At 55.6% G+C, this 24,919-nt stretch carries 20 protein-coding genes and 1 pseudogene; 13 read left to right on the top strand and 8 right to left on the bottom strand.

Annotated features, from left to right (window positions below; translation table 11 throughout):
- Positions 1-83 precede the first annotated feature (83 nt).
- Positions 84-1,742, bottom strand: a complete 1,659-nt coding sequence (locus EV102420_RS12950) for an ATP-dependent endonuclease (protein WP_042392382.1) — start codon at positions 1,740-1,742, stop codon at positions 84-86.
- A gap of 213 nt (positions 1,743-1,955) precedes the next feature.
- Here EV102420_RS12950 and hcp point away from each other — a divergent pair, with 213 nt between their 5' ends.
- From hcp to EV102420_RS12920, 6 genes are all read left to right on the top strand, one after another.
- Positions 1,956-3,608, top strand: a complete 1,653-nt coding sequence (gene hcp, locus EV102420_RS12945) for a hydroxylamine reductase (RefSeq protein WP_042392380.1) — start codon at positions 1,956-1,958, stop codon at positions 3,606-3,608.
- Positions 3,609-3,618: 10 nt separating this feature from the next.
- Positions 3,619-4,587, top strand: a complete 969-nt coding sequence (hcr, locus tag EV102420_RS12940) for an NADH oxidoreductase (protein WP_042392378.1) — start codon at positions 3,619-3,621, stop codon at positions 4,585-4,587.
- Positions 4,588-4,718: 131 nt separating this feature from the next.
- A complete protein-coding gene (gene poxB, locus EV102420_RS12935; protein ID WP_042392376.1) occupies positions 4,719-6,437 on the top strand; it encodes a ubiquinone-dependent pyruvate dehydrogenase in 1,719 nt (572 codons plus the stop codon).
- Positions 6,438-6,475: 38 nt separating this feature from the next.
- Complete coding sequence (gene ltaE / locus EV102420_RS12930; protein WP_042392374.1) at positions 6,476-7,477, top strand: low-specificity L-threonine aldolase; 1,002 nt, start codon at positions 6,476-6,478, stop codon at positions 7,475-7,477.
- Positions 7,478-7,599: 122 nt separating this feature from the next.
- The gene (locus EV102420_RS12925) at positions 7,600-8,613 is read left to right on the top strand and encodes a 3-beta-hydroxysteroid dehydrogenase (protein WP_042392623.1); all 1,014 of its coding nucleotides are present in this window, start codon (positions 7,600-7,602) and stop codon (positions 8,611-8,613) included.
- A 97-nt stretch (positions 8,614-8,710) separates the two neighbouring features.
- Positions 8,711-10,771 (top strand): hypothetical protein, encoded by a 2,061-nt coding sequence (locus EV102420_RS12920; protein ID WP_042392373.1) that lies wholly within the window; start codon positions 8,711-8,713, stop codon positions 10,769-10,771.
- A gap of 84 nt (positions 10,772-10,855) precedes the next feature.
- Here EV102420_RS12920 and EV102420_RS12915 read toward each other — a convergent pair whose 3' ends face one another.
- Together EV102420_RS12915 and EV102420_RS12910 are read right to left on the bottom strand one after the other, a co-directional pair.
- Positions 10,856-11,602: a hypothetical protein gene (locus EV102420_RS12915; protein WP_042392369.1), complete on the bottom strand. Its 747-nt coding sequence runs from the start codon at positions 11,600-11,602 to the stop codon at positions 10,856-10,858.
- A gap of 220 nt (positions 11,603-11,822) precedes the next feature.
- Positions 11,823-15,608, bottom strand: a complete 3,786-nt coding sequence (locus tag EV102420_RS12910; protein WP_077776534.1) for an Ig-like domain-containing protein — start codon at positions 15,606-15,608, stop codon at positions 11,823-11,825.
- 392 nt (positions 15,609-16,000) lie between these two features.
- On the opposite strand from EV102420_RS12910, the gene EV102420_RS12905 reads away from it, so the two are divergent.
- Positions 16,001-16,654, top strand: a complete 654-nt coding sequence (locus EV102420_RS12905) for a helix-turn-helix domain-containing protein (RefSeq protein WP_042392367.1) — start codon at positions 16,001-16,003, stop codon at positions 16,652-16,654.
- A 13-nt stretch (positions 16,655-16,667) separates the two neighbouring features.
- Here EV102420_RS12905 and EV102420_RS12900 read toward each other — a convergent pair whose 3' ends face one another.
- Complete coding sequence (locus EV102420_RS12900) at positions 16,668-17,549, bottom strand: N-acetylmuramoyl-L-alanine amidase (RefSeq protein ID WP_370678342.1); 882 nt, start codon at positions 17,547-17,549, stop codon at positions 16,668-16,670.
- A 108-nt stretch (positions 17,550-17,657) separates the two neighbouring features.
- On the opposite strand from EV102420_RS12900, the gene EV102420_RS12895 reads away from it, so the two are divergent.
- The 6 genes from EV102420_RS12895 to artJ all read left to right on the top strand — a co-directional run bounded on the left by EV102420_RS12895 (position 17,658) and on the right by artJ (position 22,084).
- Positions 17,658-18,176 (top strand): lipoprotein, encoded by a 519-nt coding sequence (locus EV102420_RS12895; RefSeq protein ID WP_042392363.1) that lies wholly within the window; start codon positions 17,658-17,660, stop codon positions 18,174-18,176.
- 144 nt (positions 18,177-18,320) lie between these two features.
- The gene (artP, locus tag EV102420_RS12890; protein ID WP_042392362.1) at positions 18,321-19,049 is read left to right on the top strand and encodes an arginine ABC transporter ATP-binding protein ArtP; all 729 of its coding nucleotides are present in this window, start codon (positions 18,321-18,323) and stop codon (positions 19,047-19,049) included.
- Positions 19,050-19,069: 20 nt separating this feature from the next.
- Positions 19,070-19,801, top strand: a complete 732-nt coding sequence (artI, locus tag EV102420_RS12885) for an arginine ABC transporter substrate-binding protein ArtI (RefSeq protein WP_042392360.1) — start codon at positions 19,070-19,072, stop codon at positions 19,799-19,801.
- A gap of 6 nt (positions 19,802-19,807) precedes the next feature.
- Positions 19,808-20,524, top strand: a complete 717-nt coding sequence (gene artQ, locus EV102420_RS12880; protein WP_042392358.1) for an arginine ABC transporter permease ArtQ — start codon at positions 19,808-19,810, stop codon at positions 20,522-20,524.
- The gene (gene artM, locus EV102420_RS12875) at positions 20,524-21,192 is read left to right on the top strand and encodes an arginine ABC transporter permease ArtM (protein WP_042392357.1); all 669 of its coding nucleotides are present in this window, start codon (positions 20,524-20,526) and stop codon (positions 21,190-21,192) included. Before artQ ends, artM begins: the two co-directional genes overlap by 1 nt.
- Positions 21,193-21,352: 160 nt before the next feature.
- On the top strand, positions 21,353-22,084 hold the full coding sequence (artJ, locus tag EV102420_RS12870; protein WP_042392354.1) for an arginine ABC transporter substrate-binding protein ArtJ: 732 nt from the start codon (positions 21,353-21,355) through the stop codon (positions 22,082-22,084).
- Between the two features lie 52 nt (positions 22,085-22,136).
- On the opposite strand, the pseudogene EV102420_RS22910 reads toward artJ, so the two are convergent.
- From EV102420_RS22910 to EV102420_RS12855, 4 genes and pseudogenes are all read right to left on the bottom strand, one after another.
- Positions 22,137-22,241 (bottom strand): annotated as a pseudogene (locus EV102420_RS22910) (RHS protein); the annotation flags it as partial.
- Between the two features lie 79 nt (positions 22,242-22,320).
- On the bottom strand, positions 22,321-22,530 hold the full coding sequence (locus EV102420_RS12865; RefSeq protein ID WP_052512366.1) for a hypothetical protein: 210 nt from the start codon (positions 22,528-22,530) through the stop codon (positions 22,321-22,323).
- Positions 22,531-23,269: 739 nt separating this feature from the next.
- Positions 23,270-23,533, bottom strand: coding sequence for a hypothetical protein (locus EV102420_RS21420; protein ID WP_072015256.1), 264 nt, complete (start codon positions 23,531-23,533; stop codon positions 23,270-23,272).
- On the bottom strand, positions 23,530-24,919 hold a 1,390-nt coding region (locus EV102420_RS12855; RefSeq protein ID WP_042392349.1), incomplete at its 5' end, for an RHS repeat domain-containing protein. The genes EV102420_RS21420 and EV102420_RS12855, both read right to left, overlap by 4 nt.

The raw sequence follows: 24,919 nt of genomic DNA, 5'->3' as shown, positions 1-24,919 counted from the left end.
AGTTAACCTGGCTACACTGAAACAATTCTATATGAACCGCCTGCCGCTGAAACCCTCTCTTTTTTTGCCTTAACGTTTCAAGGTTAGTCTGCCCGCCCTCGCGCCAGCCACAGTACGCGGGAGAACATGCTGCGCAGCAGCGGCGGCACCGCCTCAACGCCGCGCCGCCCCGCCTCCAGCGCGACCTCGATGGCTAAATCCGGCTTCGAGGCGCGGTGGATCGCCTTGATGATCACTCGCCGCTCGTTCATGCGGATCCCCTCCGGCAGCTCGGCCACGCGGTGGTAGACGTCGGCAAAGCCCTGGCGATACATAAAATGCTCCATATCAAGGGCGGGCAGCACCGTTAAATGCTCCCGCTCCTGGGCCTTGTCATTATCGAGCAGGCTGCGCACCGTGGCGGCGTATTTTTTCCCCGCCTCATCGCCGTCGACCAGCACATGCCACGCGATGCCCATCCGGCGGGCAAACTTAACCAGCGGCTTAAGGCCGGACTGAGCAAACTCAATCACCTTAATCCCTTCAGCATCGAAGTGGTGTCCGCACTGGCGGGCCAGCTCGCTGATGGTCCAGGTCTCGGTCTCCCCCTCCACCAGCAGCCAGCAGCGGGCAAAGAGCGACGAGGGACGGTTGGCACGAATATGAAAGGCGATACGGCGGCCATCCTCCGCGCTTAGCCCGCCCGGCCCCAGCCGCCAGGCAGCGACCCGAGAGGCCTCGCGCACCAGCCGGCAGAGATGCTCGACGGGCGTCAGGGAGAGCAGCTCCCCGGAGTTAGTGGTGGTGATGCGCTGGAGCGGCAGCAGGTTGAGCAGGTGCCAGGCCACCGAGAGCATAATCGGGTGCAGGCGCGTCTCGGGATCCTCAATCAGCAGCAGCGGGCGCGCGTCCCTGTCCAGCTGCACGGTCCCCTTGGCTTTTAACAGGGTGGCGAACAGACCCAGTAGGATCACCCGATGGCTGCGGCCGCCGGGCCGGTCGATCATCCGGTTGATGATATCGAGATAGCGCCAGCTGCGCTGCTCATCGTGGGAGCGGCGGCGCATCAGACGCTGGCGCGATTCACCGGTGCCCTGCTCGGCAAAATAGTGCTCCAGCAGCTGCACCATCGCCGATAGCCCCTGGCGGATCTGTCCGTCGCTGAGGTTCTGCGGGCGCGAGACCAGCTCATGAGCCAGCACGTCGAGCTGACGGGCGGTAATATCTACCTCCGGCAGATCCGGCACGCTACCGTTGCGAATACGGCGCATAAAACGGGCATCGCGCAGGCGCAGAACCGGCATCAGCCGGACCAGATGCCGTGCCAAGTCATCGGCTTCCGTCAGCGCCAGCGTCTGGCCCTCAGCATCAAGAAAGCTGCGTCGGGTGGTGACATGGCCCTCATGGGTCTGCTCTGCTTCGAGGCGGTAGAAAATACGCCGATAGCCATCCGCTCCCTCAGCCATACAGTTAGCCAACGGGCGATAGCGACGGGCGCGATAGTTACCCGGCTCGGCTTCACAAAAGGTCAGAATAATATGCAGGTGGCGCTCGCGACCCTGAACATCACCAGGAGGAAACCAGAAGTCGTTGCGGGTAAAGGTATACAGATCCGTTTCCGGTGAAAGCAGAAGCGTGAGCGCGTCCAGCAGGCTCGATTTCCCCCACGCGTTTTCCCCTATCAGAACGTTATTGTGCTCCAGCATCAGCGACAAACGATTGATGCCGCGAAACCCTACAATCTCTACCCGCTCAAGTCGCATTTCGCCTCCCACAGAGTGATTTTTAATAATTACATAAATTTGCGGGATGCTTAACGATATTATTCCTCTTACTACCCCTTTAGGGTTAGCCGCCCCTCAGCAAAATTGCGCTAAATCAATCTCCCTGCAAATAGCATAAATATCGCTTTCACCGCCTTTCGCCGGGGCATAATCTTAAACATGTATTTAAAATATAACTTTAAAGGTGTGACTATGTTTTGTGTGCAATGTGAACAAACTATCCGTACCCCGGCTGGCAACGGCTGCTCCTATGCGCAGGGTATGTGCGGTAAGACCGCAGAGACCTCTGACCTACAGGATCTCTTGATCGCAGCGCTGCAAGGCTTGTCCGCCTGGGCGCTTAAAGCCCGCGACTACGATGTGATCGATCATGAGATCGATAGCTTCGCCCCGCGCGCCTTCTTCTCTACCCTCACCAACGTGAACTTTGATTCACCGCGCATCGTCGGTTATGCCCAGGAAGCCATCGCCAAACGCGAGGCGCTGAAGGCGCTGTGCCTGAGCATCGATCCGACCGCCTCCGTGGATAACCCGATGGCGGGATTACAGCTGGTCAGCGACGACCTGGGCGATCTTCAGCGCCAGGCTGCGGTCTTTACTCCGAACAAAGACAAAGCCGAGATCGGCGACAATATTCTTGGCCTGCGCCTGCTCTGCCTCTACGGCCTGAAAGGTGCGGCGGCCTACATGGAGCATGCCCACGTGCTCGGCCAGTACGACAACGCCATCTACGCCCAGTATCATAAAATCATGGCGTGGCTAGGCACCTGGCCAGCGGATATGAATGCCCTGCTGGAGTGTGCAATGGAGATCGGGCAGATGAACTTCAAGGTGATGAGCATCCTCGACGCCGGGGAGACCAGCGCCTACGGCCATCCGACCCCGACCCAGGTTAACGTCAAGGCGGTCGCCGGGAAATGCATTCTCATCTCTGGCCACGATCTGAAGGATCTGCACAACCTGCTGCAGCAGACCGAGGGCACGGGCGTGAACGTCTATACCCACGGCGAAATGCTGCCAGCGCACGGCTATCCGGAGCTGCGTAAGTACAAACATCTGGTGGGCAACTACGGCAGCGGCTGGCAGAACCAGCAGGTGGAGTTTGCCCGCTTCCCTGGCCCGATCGTGATGACCTCCAACTGTATCATTGACCCGACTCCGGGTGCCTATGACGATCGTATCTGGACCCGCAGCATCGTCGGCTGGCCGGGCGTTAGCCACCTCGAAGGCGATGATTTTGCGCCGGTGATCGCCCAAGCCCAGCAGATGGCGGGCTTCCCCTACAGCGAAATTGAACACCTGATCACCGTCGGCTTTGGCCGTCAGACCCTGCTTGGCGCGGCCGATACGCTGATCGACCTGGTGAGCCGGGAGAAGCTGCGTCATATCTTCCTGGTGGGCGGCTGCGATGGCGCGCGCGGAGAGCGTAGCTACTTTACCGACTTCGCCACCAGCGTGCCGGAAGACTGCCTGATCCTCACCCTGGCCTGCGGCAAGTACCGCTTTAACAAGCTCGACTTTGGCAATATCGAAGGGCTGCCGCGCCTGGTGGATGCCGGTCAGTGCAACGACGCCTACTCGGCGATTATTCTGGCAGTCACCCTGGCAGAGAAGCTGGGCTGCGGCGTCAACGACCTGCCTCTGTCGCTGGTGCTCTCGTGGTTCGAGCAGAAAGCGATTGTCATCCTGTTGACCCTGCTCTCGCTGGGCGTCACCAATATCGTGACTGGCCCAACCGCACCGGGCTTCCTGACCCCGGATCTGCTGGCGGTGCTGAACGAGAAGTTTGGCCTGCGTTCGGTCACCACCGTTGAACAAGATATGCAGCAGCTGCTGAGCGCGTAAGGAGGAGATGATGACGATGCCAACCTCACAGTGTCCGTGGCGGATGCAGGTTCACCACATCCATCAGGAGACGCCGGATGTCTGGACGCTCTCCCTGCTGTGCCACGACTACTATCCGTACCGTGCCGGACAGTATGCGCTGGTCAGCATCGGCAACGCCGCCGATACTCTGCGCGCCTATACGCTCTCCTCCACGCCGGGGGTGAGCGAGTACATTACGCTGACCGTTCGCCGGCTTGACGACGGAGTAGGCTCACAGTGGCTGACGCGGGAGGTGAAGCGCGGGGACTATATCTGGCTCTCTGACGCCCAGGGTGAGTTTACCTGTGACGATAAGCCTGGCGACCGGGTGCTGCTGCTGGCGGCAGGCTGCGGCGTTACGCCGATTATGTCGATGCGCCGCTGGCTGGCGAAACACCGCCCGCAGGCTGACGTGCAGACTATCTTCAGCGTGCGCTCACCGCAGGATGTCATCTTCGCCGACGAGTGGCGTGACTATCCGGTTACCCTGCTGGCAGAGCATGACGCCACCTTGGGGTTTATTCCCGGTCGATTGACCGCCGAGCTGCTCCAGCGCGTGCCGGATCTCGCCTCGCGTACGGTGATGACCTGCGGCCCTGCCCCCTACATGGCGTGGGTGGAAAGCACGGTGAAGTCGCTGGGCGTAACGCGCTTCTACAAAGAGCAGTTCTTTGTCCCGGTGGCGGAAGCGGCCAGCAGTGGGCTGAAGATCAGCGCCCTGCAATTGGCGCGGGAGTTCTACGCGCCGGTCGGCACCACCCTGCTGGAGGCGATGGAGAGCAATAAGGTCCCGGTTAACGTGGCCTGCCGGGCGGGCGTGTGCGGCTGCTGTAAAACGAAGGTGGTTTCCGGGGAGTATTCGGTGACCAGCACCATGACGCTGACCGATGCCGAGGTTGCTGAAGGCTACGTGCTAGCCTGCTCCTGCCAGCCGCAGAGTGACTTGGTGTTAGCATAAGAGAAATGCCCGGCGGCGCTAACGCTTGCCGGGCCTACACTCTCTGCAACCTCGCACCGTGTCAACCGGCGTCGTTTTCACTTTTTCATCTAAGCTTGTTATCAACATCACAAAATGGAGATGAGAAGAAGATGAAACAAACCGTCGCCGCCTATATCGCAAAAACGCTTGAGCAGGCCGGGGTAAAACGCATCTGGGGCGTTACCGGTGATTCACTGAATGGTCTGAGCGATAGCCTGAACAAGATGGGCACTATCGAATGGATGTCGACCCGTCATGAAGAGGTTGCCGCCTTTGCCGCTGGGGCAGAAGCGCAGCTAACGGGCGAGCTGGCGGTGTGTGCAGGCTCGTGCGGGCCAGGCAACCTGCATCTGATCAACGGCCTCTTTGACTGCCACCGCAACCATGTGCCGGTGGTGGCGATTGCGGCGCATATCCCCTCCAGCGAGATCGGCAGCGGCTACTTCCAGGAGACCCACCCGCAGGAGCTGTTCCGCGAGTGTAGCCACTACTGCGAGCTGGTCTCCAGCCCGGAGCAGATCCCGCAGGTGTTAGCCATCGCCATGCGTAAGGCGATCCTTAATCGCGGCGTCTCGGTGATCGTTCTGCCCGGCGACGTGGCGCTGAAGCCCGCACCGGAGAGCGCCAGCAGCCACTGGTATAGCGCCCCTCAGCCGGTGGTCACCCCTGCCGAAACGGAGCTGCATAAGCTCGCCCAGCTGCTGCGCTACTCCAGCAATATCGCCCTGATGTGCGGCAGCGGCTGCGCCGGGGCCCATGACGAGCTGCTCGCCTTTGCGGAAAAGCTGAAAGCACCGATTATCCATGCCATGCGCGGCAAGGAGCACGTGGAGTACGACAACCCTTACGACGTGGGCATGACCGGGCTGATCGGCTTCTCATCCGGTTTCCATGCCATGATGAACGCCGACACGGTGATACTGCTCGGCACCCAGTTCCCCTACCGGGCCTTCTACCCCACCGATGCCAAAATTATCCAGATTGATATCAATCCGGCCAGCATTGGCGCGCACAGCAAGGTCGACATGGCGCTGGTGGGCGATATCAAAGCCACGCTGGCCGCCCTGCTGCCGCACCTGGAAGAGAAAACCGACCGCCGCTTCCTCGATAAAGCGCTGGAAGATTACCGCGACGCCCGCAAGGGCCTGGACGACCTGGCCAAGCCCAGCAGCAAGGTCATTCACCCACAATACCTGGCCCAGCGGATCAGCGACTTTGCTGACGACGACGCTATCTTCACCTGCGATGTAGGGACGCCAACGGTATGGGCCGCGCGCTACCTGAAGATGAACGGCAAGCGCCGCCTGCTGGGCTCCTTTAACCACGGCTCCATGGCCAACGCCATGCCGCAGGCGCTGGGGGCACAGGCGACGCATCCCGAGCGTCAGGTGGTGGCGATGTGCGGCGACGGCGGGTTCAGCATGCTGATGGGCGATTTTCTCTCGCTGGCACAGATGAAGCTGCCGGTAAAAATCATCGTCTTTAACAACAGCGTGCTGGGCTTTGTGGCGATGGAGATGAAGGCCGGGGGATACCTGACGGACGGCACCGACCTGCATGAGACCAACTTCGCCCGCATCGCAGAGGCCTGCGGCATTACCGGTATTCGCGTCGAGAAGTCCGCCGACGTTGACAGCGCCCTGCAGCGTGCGTTTGCTACTGACGGGCCGGTGCTGGTGGACGTGACGGTGGCAAAAGAGGAGCTCTCTATTCCACCGCAGATCAAGCTTGAGCAGGCCAAAGGATTCAGCCTCTATATGCTACGCGCCATTATCAACGGTCGCGGCGACGAGGTCGTGGAACTGGCGAAAACCAACTGGCTCAGGTAAAACAGATGGCACGATCCTGAAGATGATAAGGAAGTGCCGTGATTGATTTACGTAGTGATACCGTGACCCGACCGAGCCGTGCCATGATGAAAGCGATGATGGCCGCCCCGGTCGGGGACGACGTGTATGGTGACGATCCCACCGTTAATGAGCTACAGCGCTACGCTGCCGAGCTTTCGGGCAAAGAGGCAGCGCTGTTTCTGCCTACCGGCACCCAGGCCAACCTGGTAGCGCTGCTTAGCCACTGCGAGCGCGGCGAGGAGTATATCGTTGGTCAGGGGGCGCACAACTATCTCTATGAGGCTGGCGGCGCAGCGGTGCTGGGCAGCATTCAACCTCAGCCCATCGACGCCAGCCCGGACGGCTCGCTGCCGCTGGATAAGGTGGCGGCGAAGATCAAGCCGGACGATATCCACTTCGCCCGTACCCGCCTGCTGAGCTTAGAGAACACCCACAACGGCAAGGTGCTGCCGCGTGAATACCTCGCTGAGGCGTGGCACTTTACCCGGGAGAAGGGTCTGGCGCTGCACGTCGACGGCGCGCGCATCTTTAACGCAGTGGTCGAGTATGGCTGTCCGTTAAAAGAGATTACCCAGTATTGCGATACCTTTACCATCTGCCTCTCTAAAGGCCTCGGCACGCCGGTTGGCTCGCTGCTGGTAGGCAGCCACGAGTACATTAAGCGCGCTAACCGCTGGCGCAAGATGACCGGCGGCGGCATGCGTCAGGCGGGGTTCCTGGCGGCGGCGGGCCTGTTTGCGCTGAAGAACAACGTGGAGCGTCTGAAAGAGGATCACGCGAATGCCGCATGGCTGGCGGCGCAGCTGCAGGAGATTGGCGCTGACGTCATGCGTCACGACACCAATATGCTGTTTGTTCGCGTAGGCGAAGAGAACGCCGCAGCCCTTGGCGGGTTTATGCAGGCGCGCGGCGTGCTGCTCAACGCCTCGCCGATTACCCGCCTCGTTATGCATCTCGACGTCAGTCGTGCCCAGCTGGAAGAGCTGGTTAACCACTGGCAGGCGTTCCTGAAACGTTAAGGGTATAGAATATTTGACAGATAAAGTCCGAAAGTGGGCTTTTATCTGTCATCTTTCCATTGCATAGCGGCGTAATTCACGGAAGAATGCGCACGAAATTCTTTTCAACACAGTGGATTGCTATGAAGGTTCTGGTCACCGGCGCAACCAGCGGTTTAGGCCGCCACGCGGTCGAGTATCTGCGTCAGAGAGGCGTGAGCGTCAGAGCAAGCGGTCGCAACGAGGCGATGGGCAAGCTGCTGCAAAAGATGGGCGCGGAGTTCGTCCAGGCCGATCTGACCGAGCTTGTCTCCTCACAGGCAAAGGTGATGCTGGCTGGCGTTGATACGCTCTGGCACTGCTCCAGCTTTACCTCACCCTGGGGCACGCAGGAAGCATTTGACCTCGCCAACGTGCGGGCAACCCGCCGCCTCGGTGAGTGGGCCGTGGCCTGGGGCGTGCGGAACTTTATCCACGTCTCCTCGCCGTCGCTCTATTTCGATTATCATCACCACCATGATATCGACGAGAACTTTCGCCCGGCGCGGTTTGCCAACGAGTTTGCCCGCAGCAAAGCCGCTGCGGAAGAGGTGATCCAGCTCCTTGCCCAGGCCAACCCCAACACGCGCTTTACTATTCTGCGTCCGCAGAGCCTGTTTGGCCCTCATGATAAGGTCTTTATTCCCCGGCTGGCGCAGATGATGCACCACTACCGCAGCGTGCTGCTGCCGCGCGGCGGTGATGCCTTAGTGGATATGACCTATTTCGAGAACGCGGTGCATGCGATGTGGCTTGCCAGCCAGGAGAGCTGTGATGGCCTGCCCTCTGGACGCGCCTACAACATTACCAACGGCGAGCGCCGTACCCTGCGCAGCATCGTGCAGCGGCTGATCGACGAGCTGGAGATCCACTGCCGCATCCGTTCGGTGCCCTATCCGATGCTGGATATCATCGCCCGCAGCATGGAGCGCTTCTGTGACAAGCGGGCTAAAGAGCCTGCCCTGACCCACTACGGCGTGTCGAAGCTGAACTTTGACTTCACGCTCGATACCACCCGCGCCCGCGACGAGCTGGGCTATGTTCCGTTGGTCACCCTTGATGAAGGGATCCGGCGCACCGCCCTGTGGTTAAAGGATCACGGCAAGCTGCATCGCTAACTCCGTTTCTTTTATAACCAGTGTCAGTCACCCTTTGTGACTTTCCGCCTCCCAGGGGCTGATACCTTCTGTTTATTTTACATAAACAGGAGGCATCATGATTACAGCATCACCCCTACCCTCTCCCTCACTGCCCCAGATGAGCGATGACGGCTATATCAATGAAGTAGAACTTCTCTCTTCTGGCGGCGTTGCCGTCATGGTCAATCGCTATAGCAATGCCGCCGTGGGAGACTATCTTTCTCTGTTCTGGGATGGCGAAGCGGTCAGCACGCTGTGGCTGACAGAGAATAATATCGACACGGCATTTCCCTGGCAGGTGATCGTTCCAGACGAACTGGTTCCAGACGGGAGCCATAGCGTTTGGTACACCTCCACCGACACCTACCAGAATATAGCCGCTTCGATTACGACTACCGCCATCGTCGATCGCAGCCATACCGGGTCGCTGCCGCCGCCGGTGTTCATTGATGCCGTCGACGACGTCATCACCTATAGCTCGGTGATGCTCAACAGCGGCACGCATGTCGAGATACCGGGTGATGCCCTTGCCGTGGGCGATACGGTTATCCTCTACTGGGTTGGGTTTGACGAAACCGGCGTGACCGTACCCGCTAGCGTCACCAGCGTCACGCATACCGTGACCAGCGCCGATCTGCAAGGGTTCGACGTCCTCATTGCTCCGTCTTACATTACGCCAATTGGCGAGGGCAGCGCCCAGGCGTGGTACTCGGTAACCAACGCCTCCGGCATTGTACAAAACTCTGACAGCGCATCGGTAAATATCGATATGGCCCCCTCCGTGCTCTACCCTGCTCCATTCTTTCCGGCAGGCGGCGATGGCTGGCTCGACTGCGCCGAAAGCAGCATGGGCGTCGATATTACGGTACCAGCAAGCAGCAATTTCGTCGCAAACAGCGTGATAACGGTCTACTGGCAAGGCTATGCCCGAGACGGAAGCGCCGTTGCCAATACCTACGACGTTATCCCGCATGTCGTGGCCGCACCTGACGTGACCGATGGCTTTACCGTTACGGTACCGTCTGCTTACGTTACGCCAATAGGTATCGGCTATGGTCAGGCATGGTACCAGGTCAACTCGCCTTCAATACCGGGCGTGTCTGAGCTGGCGCAGGTGAGCGTTGATACCGAGCACTGCTCTCTGCTGCCTGCCCCTGAATTCCCGGCAGCGGCGGATGATGGTGTGATTGACGCGGATGAGATTACCGCCGATAGCGGCACAGAGATGACCGTCTCCTATCCCGGCATGGCCGCAGGCGATACGGTAACCGCGTTCTGGTACGGCTACGTGACTTCCCCCAGCGAGCCGGTAGCAGGCACCAGCTGGACTGAAACCCGCACCCTCGTTGCCAGTGAAGCCGAGGCCCAGCAGGCGGTGTTCCATATTCCCGCCGCGTATATTACCCCGGTTGGCGTAGGCTACGGTGAAGGGCGCTATCAGGTGCTGTTCCTCGACGAGGAGGGCATTGCCTCTTCCGCTACCACCGATGTTAAAATAGATACCACGCCGACGGCCGGTTTGTGGATGATCTGCGGCACCGGTGCCCCGCTCTTTAACCCGCATTTAGCCGTGCGTCCACTTAACTCGGTTACGCTGCAGGGCCCGGCGGGTGCAGATGTCCAGCTTTCCGTCTCCGGCACATCCGGTGCTTATTTCAACGCCAACGATGCGCAGACCCTGACGGTTCGCCTGGATGAGACAGGATTTGGTTTTGCTCAGGTCTACTCTTACCAGACGGGGAACGTTCCGGTCAGTGCTTATGTCGTTAGCGATCCGCAGATGAGTGCCCGAGCTAACATGACCTTTACCTGGTGGCTTGACGGCCAGGGGGAATTGCAATATTACGGGGTTTCAACCGGAGCTGCTGCGGATGGTAAAAGTTTGTGTAGTGTTTACCTCGTCACCAGCGAGCCGTGTGAGGCAACGTGGGCAGAATTGTCTCTCACCAATAATAACAGTGCGGTAATTACCGTGAGCGGTGATAAAACGGCGTTAATTAACGTTAGCGGTACCCATGCAGGCGGTTTTGATTTAACTGATGGCGTTGCGGAAACCGTTGAATTCACGCTTTCATTAGTTAGTGTCTCTGGCGCGTATATCACCAGCAGCCTGGTGTTTAGTCCTTTTAATCATTAACACATATAAACCACTTCTTTTTGAAGTGGTTTATTATGAGAATAAAAAAAGGCTTCCCGAAGGAAGCCTTATTAAAGGGGATTATTACATTGATCCCGGCGGTATAACGTCAACAATAGTCTTGAAGGTAACAGATGTTTCAACAGCAGAGCCATCAGCCGGAGTAACAGTATACCAGAACAGAGCGTAGGCTTCTTCACCAATTACCTGCATATCGGCCAAGGTAACCGTATTAAGCATTTTAACAGAACCAACTGCTACATCAGCAGCGGTTACAGTATAAGCCGGATAGTCTTTGTTGAATTTTTGCTGATCGGTGTCTTTATCGTAGCCCTGAACAGTCAGGGTAATACTATCCCCCGCATTCATTGGTGCGTAAGTGATATCCACCTCAACATCATCTTCGGCTGCATTATAGTTAATATAGCCAGGTGCAGCATCCGGCACTTCCGGTGCAGGCAGCGTACCGACATGCTCACCGGCAGCAATCGTCAGGGTCAGGTGTGCTGATGGGTTTTCGTTTTGATATTCATCAAGAACGATGTAATAGACATCGTAAACACCGTCAGCATGGCACTCAGGCGGATAGTCGTTAAGAATATCAATATTCATCGGCAGCTGATCAAGCGCCGTTACTGGATACTCTTCGCTGCGAGCATCGCCCCAGATGACACGGACAGTATCATTTACCTTGGCATCCTGGTAGGCTGGAATAATCAGCTCAAGGCCAGCTTTGATATCGTATTCGTCGATAGTATAGTCATCACTTTCAGACGCATTGATAACGGTCGGCGCAGCGGGTGTTGCCATGACTTTAAGTTTATTGCTCATATAAATACCTCGTTCGTTTGGTTAATGTGCTTGTCATATCGACAGCGCTATACTAGCTAAACGGAGGGATGAAACTGCGCATTAAGGAGTAATTTCAGAAGCAATAGTTGCACATTTTTAATGAAAGCTATCCATTCCACTGAGAGAAACAAGGCCGCTATATAAAAAACGCCCCTGAATGGCAGGGGCGTTTAATAAAAAACATTAACTACTGCCTAAACTACTTACATACCGTATCCCCGGGAAGGCAAGTATCGATACCCGCAGTCAGGGATGCACTTTTCTTCTGGTCACCTTGAGTCACAACGGCATCGACATGCAAATGAGCATCAACGCTACCGTCCTCTGGGCCTTCCACATTCATTAATGCACTTTCTGGGAGCATAATGCTGATGTCCTGGCCTACCTCGTCAGCCGCTACCGTATGTACCGGTGCGCTATAAGGCAGCGTTTGACCATTTTTATCTTCCGTCACGTGCGAGCTAACGGCAATCTCATCCCCTGCCATCATACCGTTATAGTGTTTGACTAAAACTGGCGTTCCGTCCGTGGCAATGACCATATTCACCTTGAGATTCGGTGCTTCAGGCAGGGAGATCGCAATTGGCCCAAACTCTGGCGCTACAAATGTTGACTGCGTCTTACCCGTCTCATCCCCTACAGTCGCCACAACATTAAACGTCTCGGCAACGGTGTCGGTGTAGATCATGGTGGCTATACCATTACTGTCGGTGTATGCCGTTGGTGCAGAGGCGTTCTTGGCGTTATTAGAGTCTTTAGTCCAGCTAACCTCTGCGCCAGAGACCGGTCTGTTATCTTTCAGCACCACAACCTGAGCAATGTTCTGCGTTTTGCCATCGGCGGCTGAGTTATTCACCTTCATGGTCACGGTCACGTCCTGCTGAAGCTGGCTAAACGTCGTCAGCGTGGTCCCTTTCACGTCACCTACCGCTGCGGTAACGGTCAGGTTACTCTCCACCACTTTATCAGTCAGGCTCATCGTCGCATTACCGGAGCTGTCAGTGACGGATGTCGGGGCCTTGAGTACCGCGCTACCGGTAACCGACCAGTTGACGGTGACACCAGAGAGTGCCTTGCCATTAGCATCCTTAACCATCGCGTTAACCACGTTGGTTGACATGCCGTCTGCCGGTGAGTTGTCGGTTGTGGTGGTGACGGTAAGGGTGTCTAGCGCGGACTTAAAGGTAGTCGTCGTTGAACCCTTTGCACTTCCCGCTGCTGCGGTCACGGTCAGACCACTCTCGGCAACGGTGTCCGTCAGGTTAACGGTAGCAATACCGTTGGTGTCGGTTACCGAAGAGGCCGCAGCCAGTTTCGCATTGCCGGTAGTTGCCCAGTTCACGGTCACATTAGCAAGTGGTTTGCCGCTGCTGTCCGTCACCGTGGCGCTAGCCACGTTTGGCGTTACGCCGTCAGCAAGAGAGTTATCCGTTGTCATCTCGACAGCGATCGTTTTCTGGATCTCAACAAAGGTTGTGGTGGTCGAACCTTTGGCATTCTCCGTCATCGCCGTCACCGTCAAGCCGCTTTCCGCGACGGTATCCGTCAGATTAACAGTGGCAACCCCGCTGCCGTCGGTCACCGAAGAGGCCGCTGCCAGTTTTGCGCTACCGGTGGTGGTCCAGTTAACGGTTACATTAGCAAGTGCTTTGCCGTTGCTGTCCGTCACCGTGGCATGAGCCACGTTCGGCGTTACGCCATCTGCCGGGGAGCTATCGGTGGTCATCGCCACAATGATGTTCTGCTGAATCCCCTTAAAGGTCGTGGTGGTCGAACCTTTGGCATTGTCCGTGGTGGCAGTCACGGTCACGCCGCTCTCTGCAACGGTATCCGTCAGATTAACGGTAGCGACGCCGCTGCCATCGGTCACGGAGGAAGCCGCTGCCAGTTTGGCACTGCCGGTAGTGGCCCAGTTGACGGTCACGTTAGAAAGCGGTTTACCGCTGCTGTCCGTTACCGTGGCACGGGCGACGTTTGGCGTCGTACCGTCAGCCGGAGAGTTGTCCGTGGTCATCACGACGGCGATGTTCTGCTGGATCCCCACGAACGTAGTAGTCGTGGTGCCACTAGCATCCCCTGCCGTGGCGGTCACGGTCAGGCCACTCTCGGCCACGGTATCGGTCAGGTTAACGGTGGCATTGCCGTTAGCGTCAGTTACCGAAGAGCCAGCGGACAGTTTTGCGCTACCGGTGGTTGCCCAGTTTACCGTTACGCCAGACAGTGCTTTACCGGTGCTGTCTTTCACCGTAGCACGGGCCACGTTAGCCGTTACGCCGTCGGCCTGGGCATTATCCGTGGTCATCGTAACGGAAACAGTATTTGCCGTCGCAGCGGCCACAAAGGCGGAATCCGTTGACTCTGTTTTACCCGAGGCGCTGGCGGTCAGCTTCACGGTTTCCGCTTTGGTATCGGTAAAGTCAACGGTGGCATGGCCTTCGCCGTCGGTCACCGTATCGCTGTGCACAATCGTTGCGCTGTGATCTACGCTCCAGCTTACCTGCACGCCCGACATCACTTTACCGCTGGCATCGCGCACCGTTACCTGCCCGCTATCTGCGTCGGAGCCGTCGGCTTTGCTGTTATTGTCGGTCAACTTCAGATTAAGTGAGCTGACAGACTCGTTAAAGCTGCTCGGTGTGCTGCGGGTAATCGAGCCGGATGTGGCCGAGACCGTGACCTGCTCGGCGGTGGTATCGGTAATGGCAACGGTAGCGTTCCCGTTACCATCCGTGACGCCGGAGGTGGCACTCAGTTTACCCGTTCCGCTGACGCTCCAGAGAATGGCCGCATTTCGTGCGGCAGATCCGTCCGATGTAACCGCATGGACCATAACGGTATTATTGGTCGCGCCATCGGCCGGGCTGTTATCCTGAATGCTGGTCAGGGTCATATCAGCAAGGGCATCGTTGTTCTGTTTCTTTTTATACTGCAGCACAATCTCGTTGTTACGATCGACCAGATCGTAACGGCTGCCCGCCAGGCTGCGGCGAACGGCAACCTGATCGGACGAAATCTGCGCCCCCCACGGCTGGCCCAAGGCGTAGCGGAAGTTGAGGCTAAACTCGGTCTCATCCACCGAATCCTGGCCGCGACGGTAGTCAACACCCGCGGTGACTAACGGAATAGGCGTATAGTTAAGCCCGACGGTCACTGCTGAAGGATCGTTTTGCAGCGTGTCTTTATCAAACAGCGCCACGTCATCGCCGTAGTATTTTTCATACATCAGCTTGCCGCCCAGCTGCGGATAGGCTGGGAGGTAGCCGTCAACCCGAACGTCAAACCCATCGGCAGGTTTTTCGTCATAGTCGGCATAATCACGCGAGGTGTGCCAGTCGGTGGTGCCAGCATAGGTGTTAAAGCCTAACTTCAGGAAGTCAGTCCAGGCTTCAGCACCCGCACCGAAACGGCGGTTTTTGCCGGTGAAGTCGTCATCAAAGAAGACGTTTCCGCCGAACATCCAGTGTTCAAGGTTAAATACCCTGACCCCTAAGCCAAAGTTACCGGTATTACGACCATCTGGCGCACGGTAGCCGAGCTGAGTAAACAGCAGCTGCTGTTGGTTTTCATATAGCGGCAGCAGGAAATCCAGTGAGCTGTCGTCCCAGTTGCCGTTATCATCAACGTTGAGCTTCACCTTAGCCGTACCAAACTGGCTCAACCAGTCCTGCGCTGAGGAAGCCGCGTAGCCCGTTGCCGCTGAAGCCGCAACGCCTTTCATGCCGTCGGCACCGGAAGAGGAGAGCGCCGATGCCGTGGTGCTAAGGGTATCGCTGCCGGGCAGTGTCGTACTGTCCGCCTGTGTTTCGGTAGAGGAAGTCGTTGGGGGACTGAGTAGGAAAGAGGCTGAAACCGGATAGGTTGTCAGGGAAAAAATACAAATAAAGAAGAGGACAAACGTTTGTTGCCAGTTGGACCGGCGTATCCTCTCGAACAGGTGCGTTTTCCGCTCCCGGGTAAGCGGTTTGGGTTTCGATTTTACTTTCATTAGACAAGTCTCTTTTTCACAATGCCGAAAGCGTGCATCACACTCACGTTTGCACTTTTGAATTAATTGAAATTTGAATTTACATTTCAAAACTGAATAAGTAGTACACTCCCTTATCAGGTTGACAACACTCTCTCTTGAAAGGCTAAAAAAGGTTTACCCCAGCCCAAAATTGGCTCAATTATTTCTTATCATGGATATAAAACAAAACAAAAAAATTGCTCTATTTGAGACTTTCGCATCCATTTGATAGGAAAGGGTTTTTATCACAAAAATCAATACACTTGCCAGAATGCTTCAGCTTAAATAGAGTGTACGGTTCTAATAATTATTTAATTTATTAGCGGCATGAATAACAGGAAAATGGAATTACTGAAAAGAGAACATAAAAAATGAGCACACCGCCTGAAAATAACCTCTCTGATATTCTCTCCCGCCGTCCACTTCAGTCATATCAGAGACTTTTCTCTGCCCTCGAAGATAACGGGCACGCTTTTAGCCTGGCACCAGGCGAGAGTGCCGAAAAAAACGTGGCTGCTGAAAGCACAATCTGGCTCATTTCGCGGGGCGTATTTACCGTGGTCAGAGAGTCGGACGCCAGCTGGTTGGGAACCGCCTCCGCACCCTTTATCGTCGGCATAAGCGGACTATTTTCTACGCATGGCGGAGGCTATAGCCTGATGGCGCAAAATAGCTGTCAGGGAATAGGCGTTGAACGCGATCTTTTTTTTCAATGCATCGACCAGCACCATCTCTGGCAGGACGTGGCGCATATTCAAGCGTGGCTACTGGAGCTGCTGCTTTTCCGGGATGGCTGGATCTCTTCTGGGGATGCGTACCAGATGGTCAGGCGGCAGCTTCTGAATCTCATGAAGCTGCCCTATGACATTCGCGTCACTACGCCCGTTGAGAGCTATATCCGCAATCATACCTGTCTTTCCCGCAGTTCGGTTTTCCGCATTCTTTCACAGCTGCGAAAAGGGAAGTTCGTGCTGATTAAAAAAGGGAAGCTGATTAACGTTGCACGCCTCCCTGAGAAGTATTGACGAGGGAAAGACGTTATCCCTGACCATATTTTTCCAGCAGCGCATTGGCAATGGCCAGGGTTTCCGCGTCGGCGACGCCATCATAGCGCGCTGGGCGGAAGTGCATCTGGAAGGCCATGATCACCCGCTTCTGCTGGGCTAACGTCATGCCCGGCACCACCTCGTAGCCGTAGCGGTAGAGCACATCCAGTAGGGTTGCGCTATCCACTCGTTGATAAGGCGCACGGCCGTTGAGGTAGAAGGTCACGCGCTGGGCGTCCGGCCAGGCACCTATCCCCTGCGCAGCCAGCTCGCGCCACGGAAAGAGCGGACCCGGATCGACCTTACGCTGAGGCGCGACGTCCGAGTGTGCTACGACGTTAGCAGGAAGTATGTTGTAACTATTGATGATATCCTTCGCCAACGGGATCAACGCGGCAATTTGGTCCGGGGCAAAGGGGGTAAAGTCTTTCTCTCTGCCTATCTTCTGCCAGCCGTGATTCTCCAGCTCAATGCCGATTGAGGTATCGTTAATACGTGTTGCGCCCCGCCAGTAGCTCACCCCGGCGTGCCACGCCAGCTGATCCTCGGGCACCAGCTGCCAGATACGCGGCTTGCCGTTGTGAACCGGCGGATGTTCGGGGATCAGATAGTGAGCGCTGACCTCTTTATCCGTGAGGGTCGTCAGAGAAGTATCAAAGTCGCCCGCCGTGTAGTGGATCACCAGCACTTTGATTCTTGGGTAAGCCGCCTGAGCCCGACGCTGGGTATCCAGCTCATAGCTCACCTTCTTAACCACGCCCTTGTCACTTATTTCGCTCTTCTTGCTTGCACAACCGGTAAGCAGCAGGGCCAATACCAACAGCCAGAATCGTTGCCACGCCAGCTGCGGCATAGGGGCGGGGAATAGCCGCATCTTTACTCTCCTTTTTAACCTTCGATGCCACAAGCGATGCATAATCAAACAGCCAGGGCTATGATTGATAAAACTATACACATGTCGTTAGCTTATAAGGAAATCATTATGCGCTACTCTTTTCTATCCGTCATTGCGCCCTGTGCGCTGGTGCTCACCGCCTGCACCACTCCCGTGACGCCCGCGTTTAAGGATATCGGCACGCGCAGCGGCCCCTGCGTGGCAGGCGGTCCTGATGCCGTGGCGCAACAGTTTTACGACTACCGCATCCAGCATCGCAGTAACGATCTGACAGCGCTGCGTCCCTATCTCAGCGACGATCTCGCCGCGATGCTGACCGCCGCCTCCCGCGACAGCCGCAACAGCACCTTGCTGAGCGCCGATCCCTTCTCCAGCCGCGCGACGCCAGCCCAAACGGCCCGAGTCGCCAGCGCCTCAACTATTCCCAATACTGACGCGCGCAATATTCCTCTGCGCGTAGAGCTGACCCAGGGCAATCAGCGCTGGCTGGATGAGGTGCTGATGGTGCGTGAGGGCCAGTGCTGGGCGGTAGATGACGTACGCTATCTCGGCGGCAGCGTCCACGCCCCGGCAGGCTCTCTGCGCCAGTCAATCGAACACCGCTAATCGTCTGTACAGGCCGGACCTCCGCGATTTTGTGCTATTTTTAAGGTGGAAGACGGCCTGTAGTTAAGTTTTAACGCATAAATATTGCATAACTATTCTGTCAACGTTACTATTTGCGGCCTCAATTGCTATCAGATTGCCTCGATGAGTATTAAATTAAACGGCATTAACTGCTTCTACGGCGCACATCAGGCGCTGTTTGATATCACACTCGACTGCCCAGAGGGCGAGACGCTGGTATTGCTCGGCCCAAGCGGCGCGGGCAAGAGCTCGCTGCTGCGCGTGCTTAACCTGCTGGAGATGCCACGCTCCGGCACCCTGAGCATTGCGGGTAACAATTTCGATTTTGCTAAAACGCCCTCTGATAAAGCGATCCGCGAGCTGCGGCAAAACGTCGGCATGGTGTTTCAGCAGTACAACCTCTGGCCGCATCTGACCGTGGTGCAGAACCTGATTGAAGCGCCCTGCCGCGTGCTGGGCCTGAGCAAAGAGCAGGCCCATGCCCGTGCCGATAAGCTGCTGGAGCGCCTGCGCCTGAAGCCTTACAGCGATCGCTATCCGCTGCACCTCTCCGGCGGCCAGCAGCAGCGCGTGGCCATTGCCCGTGCGCTGATGATGGAGCCGCAGGTGCTGCTGTTTGACGAGCCAACGGCAGCGCTGGATCCCGAGATTACCGCGCAGATCGTCAGCATTATTCGCGAGCTGGCGCAGACCAAGATTACCCAGGTTATTGTGACTCACGAAGTTGAAGTGGCGCGTAAAACCGCCAGCCGTGTGGTGTATATGGAAAATGGCTATATCGTCGAACAGGGCGATGCCAGCACCTTTACCGCCCCGCAGACCGATGCGTTTAAAAACTACTTATCTCACTGATATTTTTTTGGGAAGTGACAATGAAAAAAGTATTGATTGCCGCGCTGCTCGCAAGCGTAAGCCTCTCTGCTACAGCAGCCCAAACTATTCGTTTCGCCACCGAAGCGAGCTACCCTCCGTTTGAATCTACCGATGCCAATAACAAAATTGTTGGCTTCGACGTCGATCTGGCGAACGCACTGTGTAAAGAGATTGATGCGACCTGTACCTTCACTAACCAGGCGTTTGATAGCCTGATCCCCAGCCTGAAGTTCCGCCGCTTTGACGCGGTGATGGCGGGTATGGATATTACCCCGGAACGTCAGAAGCAGGTTCTTTTCACTACCCCGTACTATGACAACTCGGCGCTGTTTATCGGCCAGCAGGGTAAATATGCCAGCATCGATGCGCTGAAAGGCAAACGCGTTGGCGTGCAGAACGGTACCACCCATCAGAAATTCATCACCGACAAGCATCCGGAAATCACTACCGTACCGTACGACAGCTACCAGAACGCGCGTCTGGATCTGCAAAACGGCCGCATTGACGCCGTGTTCGGCGATACCGCAGTGGTGACCGAGTGGCTGAAGGCCAACGACAAGCTGGCAGCGGTCGGCGATAAGGTGACGGATAAAGAGTATTTCGGCACGGGTCTCGGCATTGCGGTGCGTCAGGGCAATACCGAGCTGCAGCAGAAATTTAATACCGCGCTGGAAAAAGTGAAGAAGGATGGGACTTACGAGACCATCTATAAAAAATGGTTCCAGAAGTAATCCTTGATGAATGAATTTTTTCCTTTAGCAAGCGCCGCCGGGATGACCGTCGGCCTTGCCGTTTGTGCGCTGGCCATTGGTCTGGTGCTGGCCATGCTGTTCGCCGTCTGGGAATCCGCTAAGTGGCGTCCTGTTGCATGGTTGGGATCGGGGCTGGTGACCATCCTGCGCGGCCTGCCGGAAATTCTGGTGGTGCTCTTTATCTATTTTGGCTCGTCACAGCTGCTGCTGGTGCTCTCGGATGGCTTTACCCTGAACCTGGGGTTTGTGCAGATCCCGGTGCAGATGCAGATTGAAAACTTCGACGTCAGTCCGTTCCTGTGCGGGGTGATCGCCCTCTCCCTGCTGTACGCGGCGTATGCTTCTCAGACCCTACGCGGGGCGCTGAAGGCGGTGCCGCAGGGGCAGTGGGAGTCCGGCCAGGCGCTGGGGCTGTCTAAAAGCGCCATCTTCTTCCGGCTGGTGATGCCGCAGATGTGGCGTCACGCCCTGCCAGGGCTGGGCAACCAGTGGCTGGTGCTGCTGAAAGATACGGCGCTGGTTTCGCTTATCAGCGTTAACGATCTGATGCTGCAAACCCGCAGCATCTCGACCCGTACCCAGGAGCCGTTTACCTGGTTTCTGGTGGCGGCGGCCATCTACCTGGTGATTACGCTTCTCAGTCAGTACATTCTCAAACGCATTGACCAACGCGCGACACGTTTCGAACGGAGGCCAGGCTGATGCTTGAGTATTTACCCGAACTGATGAAGGGGCTGCACACCAGCCTGACGCTCACCGTGGCATCGATTGTGGTGGCGCTGATCCTCTCCCTGATTTTTACCATCGTTCTGACGCTGAAAACGCCGGGGCTGGTGTGGATCGTGCGCGGCTATATCACGCTCTTTACCGGCACTCCGCTGCTGGTGCAGATCTTCCTGATCTACTATGGGCCGGGTCAGTTTCCATCGATCCAGGCCTATCCGTGGCTGTGGCACCTGCTCTCTGAGCCGTGGCTCTGCGCGCTGATCGCCCTGTCGCTGAACAGCGCCGCGTACACCACCCAGCTCTTCTACGGTGCCATTCGGGCGATCCCGGAGGGGCAGTGGCAATCCTGCGGCGCGCTGGGGATGAGCAAGAAGGATACGCTGGCGATCCTGCTGCCATATGCGTTCAAACGCGCCCTCTCCTCCTACTCTAACGAAGTGGTGCTGGTATTCAAAAGTACCTCGCTGGCTTACACCATCACGCTGATGGAGGTCATGGGGCACGGACAGCTGCTGTACGGTCGCACCTACGACGTCATGGTCTTTGGCGCGGCGGGGGTTATCTACCTGATCGTCAACGGTTTGCTGACGCTGCTGATGCGGTTAATCGAGCGGCGGGCACTGGCGTTTGAACGACGCAGCTAAAACAGAACTACACACTATAGAGGCGGGGGAAACCCGCCTTTTTTACGTCTTTGAAAATATAATTAATCAATAATATTGCATACTCATTCATTAAATGGCATTGTAATTCCATGCCGCAGACACGGTAAAAACGATAAGATTGACAGACAGGAGCTCCATAATGAAAAAGTTAATTCTGGCCGCCATCCTCGCCACCTTTGCTGCCGGTGCCAGCGCAGCAGATAAAATCAGCTTCGGCTCCTCTGCCACCTATCCGCCGTTTGAGTCGCTGGATGCCAGCAACAAGATCGTAGGCTTTGATATCGACCTGGCGAAAGCGCTGTGCAAGCAGATGCAGGCCGAGTGCACCTTCACCAACCACGCGTTTGACTCACTGATCCCAGCGCTGAAGTTCAAGAAGTATGATGCGGTGATCTCCGGCATGGACATTACCCCAGAGCGTAGCAAGCAGGTCTCCTTCACCGACCCGTACTACGCCAACTCGGCGGTGGTGATCGCTAAGAAAGACGCGTTTAAATCGTTTGACGATCTGAAAGGCAAGCGTATCGGCATGGAGAACGGTACGACCCACCAGAAGTACCTCCAGGATAAGCACCCGGAAGTGAAGACCGTGGCCTATGACAGCTACCAGAACGCGATCCTCGACCTGAAAAATGGCCGTATCGACGGCGTTTTCGGGGATACTGCGGTAGTGAACGAGTGGCTGAAGAATAACCCGCAGCTGGGTACCGCTACGCCGAAGGTGACCGATGCGCAGTACTTCGGTACCGGCCTGGGTATTGCGGTGCGTCCGGATAACAAAGCCCTGCTGGAGAAACTGAACGCTGCCCTGAAGGCTATCAAAGCCGACGGCACCTATCAGAAAATCAGCGACCAGTGGTTCCCGCAGTAATTTGCATTCCGCAGGTCAGGTAAGATTTTTAGGCCGGGTAAGGCGTAGCCGCCACCCGGCCTTCCGCATCCGTCAGGCGCTGCGGTATGCCGTTGGGCTGGTTGTGGAACCAGAAGATGTCGGGAGCATTCGTGCCATCAATACGTGCCAGCAGCTCATGGCTGTGCGGGTGTTGATATAACTTAGTGGTACTTTTTAATCAGAAAAAAATTGGAATTGGTCGCCTTCCAGAAAAATCATATATTTTTATAAGCTTGTTCTGCATCGATAATCATGCCTCCAAGTTTAAGCTCATAAGGCCACTCATCTATCACTATTCTTGCCATGCCTAGATCCCGTTCATTTTTAGGAGGGATGTCGCCAGTAACTAATTGATTTAACAAATTTTTAAAAATCTTAATAAATTGAGATATTTGTTCTGGCAAACTTACGGATAATACTTTCATATCTCCTCTAACAAGCACCAACTCAAGTTCGTTAATTAGATCTTTTATCTTTACTATGGCTATGTCTTTCTTGTCCTTATTTACAAATCCATTATATTATTAAGATTAGTTATGTATTTTTGTAATTCGCCACCAGATCCATGCCAAATGGACATTAAACAACTAAAGCCAAGAAAATAATATTGCCTTCTTAGATTTTTTATCGTAAGGATTATGCAATTATTCTAACAGGATATCGACTTGACTCTTGATTCTTTCCACCTCAATCAGCATATCTTCATTTAAATTATCAAAGTTTATCTGGGCAAGGTAGAACTTTATCTTGAGCAGAATTTCTGTAGAAGCGCTACTAAAATCCATAGCTTCTTCGATGTTTTCGCTAACAATTTTGTCCTTAGCGTTTCTGAGATTTTCAATCAACAACCTAATATCACTATAAAATTCATGATTTATAATCAATACTTACTGAAACTAATAATTTCAACACTATCCTTTGGAACGACAACCTCAATACTACTACTAGGGTTGTCACCTATTCCTTGAGCGGGATGAGTTATGAATCCCCCATCAAATTTCAATTTAGCCTTCATAATAAAATCTCTGCATTCAATATTTTCTTGAGGTACTCCATATTTGCCAGCATACCCTGACGCAGAGGCTTGTTTTAAAACCCAACTTTGAATACTAATATTTTCACTTACAATGAAAATCCAGAAAACTTGGATCTCTATAGAACTTGTTACCTTACTCTTTTCAACTCATTCTTAAAATCAATAATGAGATCCGTCCATTCTGAATAAGTTATATTTTTTATATAATAATCCCCAAGCCATTTAGGGTGGCAGCGTGATATCAAATCATCTATTGCAGATATTCTTACCGGATCATTTTTTTCTAATGAAAGAACCTTAATCATCAGACTTCTGATTTCATTAGCCTCATTGTTATAAGCTGATGAAAATAATATATTACATAATTTTTCAGCAATTTCATTTAAATTCATAGTAGTTTTGTTGCTCCTGAATACTTACCGCCAGCTGTTACAACTTGCCATCCACCACCAACCTTATCCGCCCCCCATTGTAACTGTGGAGCAACCTTCCCTTCAAGAAGTACTTGTGACCTTGTCAGTGAAACTTTTCCTTCGTAAGTCGCTGAGTTACTTGGCGGCAACGCTAAATTGGCGCGCCTTAAAGCAGGAGTATTACCCGCGCTTTCTCTTGTAACATATACTTGTGAAGCACTGCCTGGAGTATGCTCGGTAATTGTGAATATATCTCCGGGCATTCCTCTGGATGCATATATTTGACCCTCAAAGCTATTGATTGTGTCATGCTGTATTTGCTTATTTAGGCCACGATTTCTTAATAAATTTCTGGCTGAGTTTCGTGTAATCGGTATTTTTTCTACGGAACACTTACTCAGCCCCCACGGATCCACCCACCCCAGCGGATTCGGCGCGTACTGGTAAAGATTCAGCCCTCCCGCCAGGCCTATCAGGTCCTGCTGCGTGAACCGTCCGCAGTCCGGGTCGTAGTACCGGAACAGATTATAGTGAAGTCCCGTCTCCCGATCCAGGTACTGGCCCTGCATCCGCAGGTTCTGGGCACAGCCTGCCAGCTGCACCTCTCTTTCACTCAGCAGCTTACCCCAGGCACTGTTCTGTGCCTCCCAGCACACCCGGCCTTCCGCATCCGTGAGGCGCTCCGGCGTGCCACTGGGCTGGTTATGGAACCAGTAGATGTCCGTGGCATTCACGCCGTCAATACGGGCCAGCGGCTCATGGCTGTGCGGGTCGGTGTAGACGTAGGTCAGCGGGACCTCATCCCGGATCTCCTGCAGCAGCCGGAACCCCTCCCACACAAAGCGGGTGGTGACCTCCCTGCCGTGCGGCTGGCCTGCCAGCGTCCGGCGGCTGGTCTTGCTGATGCGCCTGCCCAGAGGATCGTAGCGGAAGCTGACCGTGACCTGCGGCCGGGTGCGGTCGCGTGGCTGGCTGGTGACCTCCGTCAGGCGGTGCTCGCCGTCATAGCGGTAGTGCCAGCGGGTCTGACCGTCGTCCTTCTCCACCGTGCGGCCGTGGATGTCATACCGCCAGCGGATGCCGTTCAGCTGCGTGACGCGGTTGTGGGTTATCTTCTCCCCGATATCGTCCAGCGGGTTGCCCGCCGCATCCCACCGCCACTGCTCCCGGCCCGGCAGCGTGCCGTCCTGAGACAGCAGCCGCCCGGCGCTGTCGTACTGCCAGTGATACGCGCTGAACGGGTCATCGTCGCGCTCCTCGCGCACGGGGTTGTTACGGTAGTCGTAATCCCACCTGCGCGACCAGCGGCGCGGGGCCGGACGCTGCGCGCTGCCGGTAAAAACGTCCCGGCGGTGCAGGCGGCCG

This window comes from Pseudescherichia vulneris NBRC 102420 (assembly GCF_000759795.1).
Taxonomy (GTDB): Bacteria; Pseudomonadota; Gammaproteobacteria; order Enterobacterales; family Enterobacteriaceae; genus Pseudescherichia; species Pseudescherichia vulneris.
The sequence above is the reverse complement of the archived record's forward strand: the minus strand, read 5'-3'. Positions and strand labels throughout refer to the sequence as shown.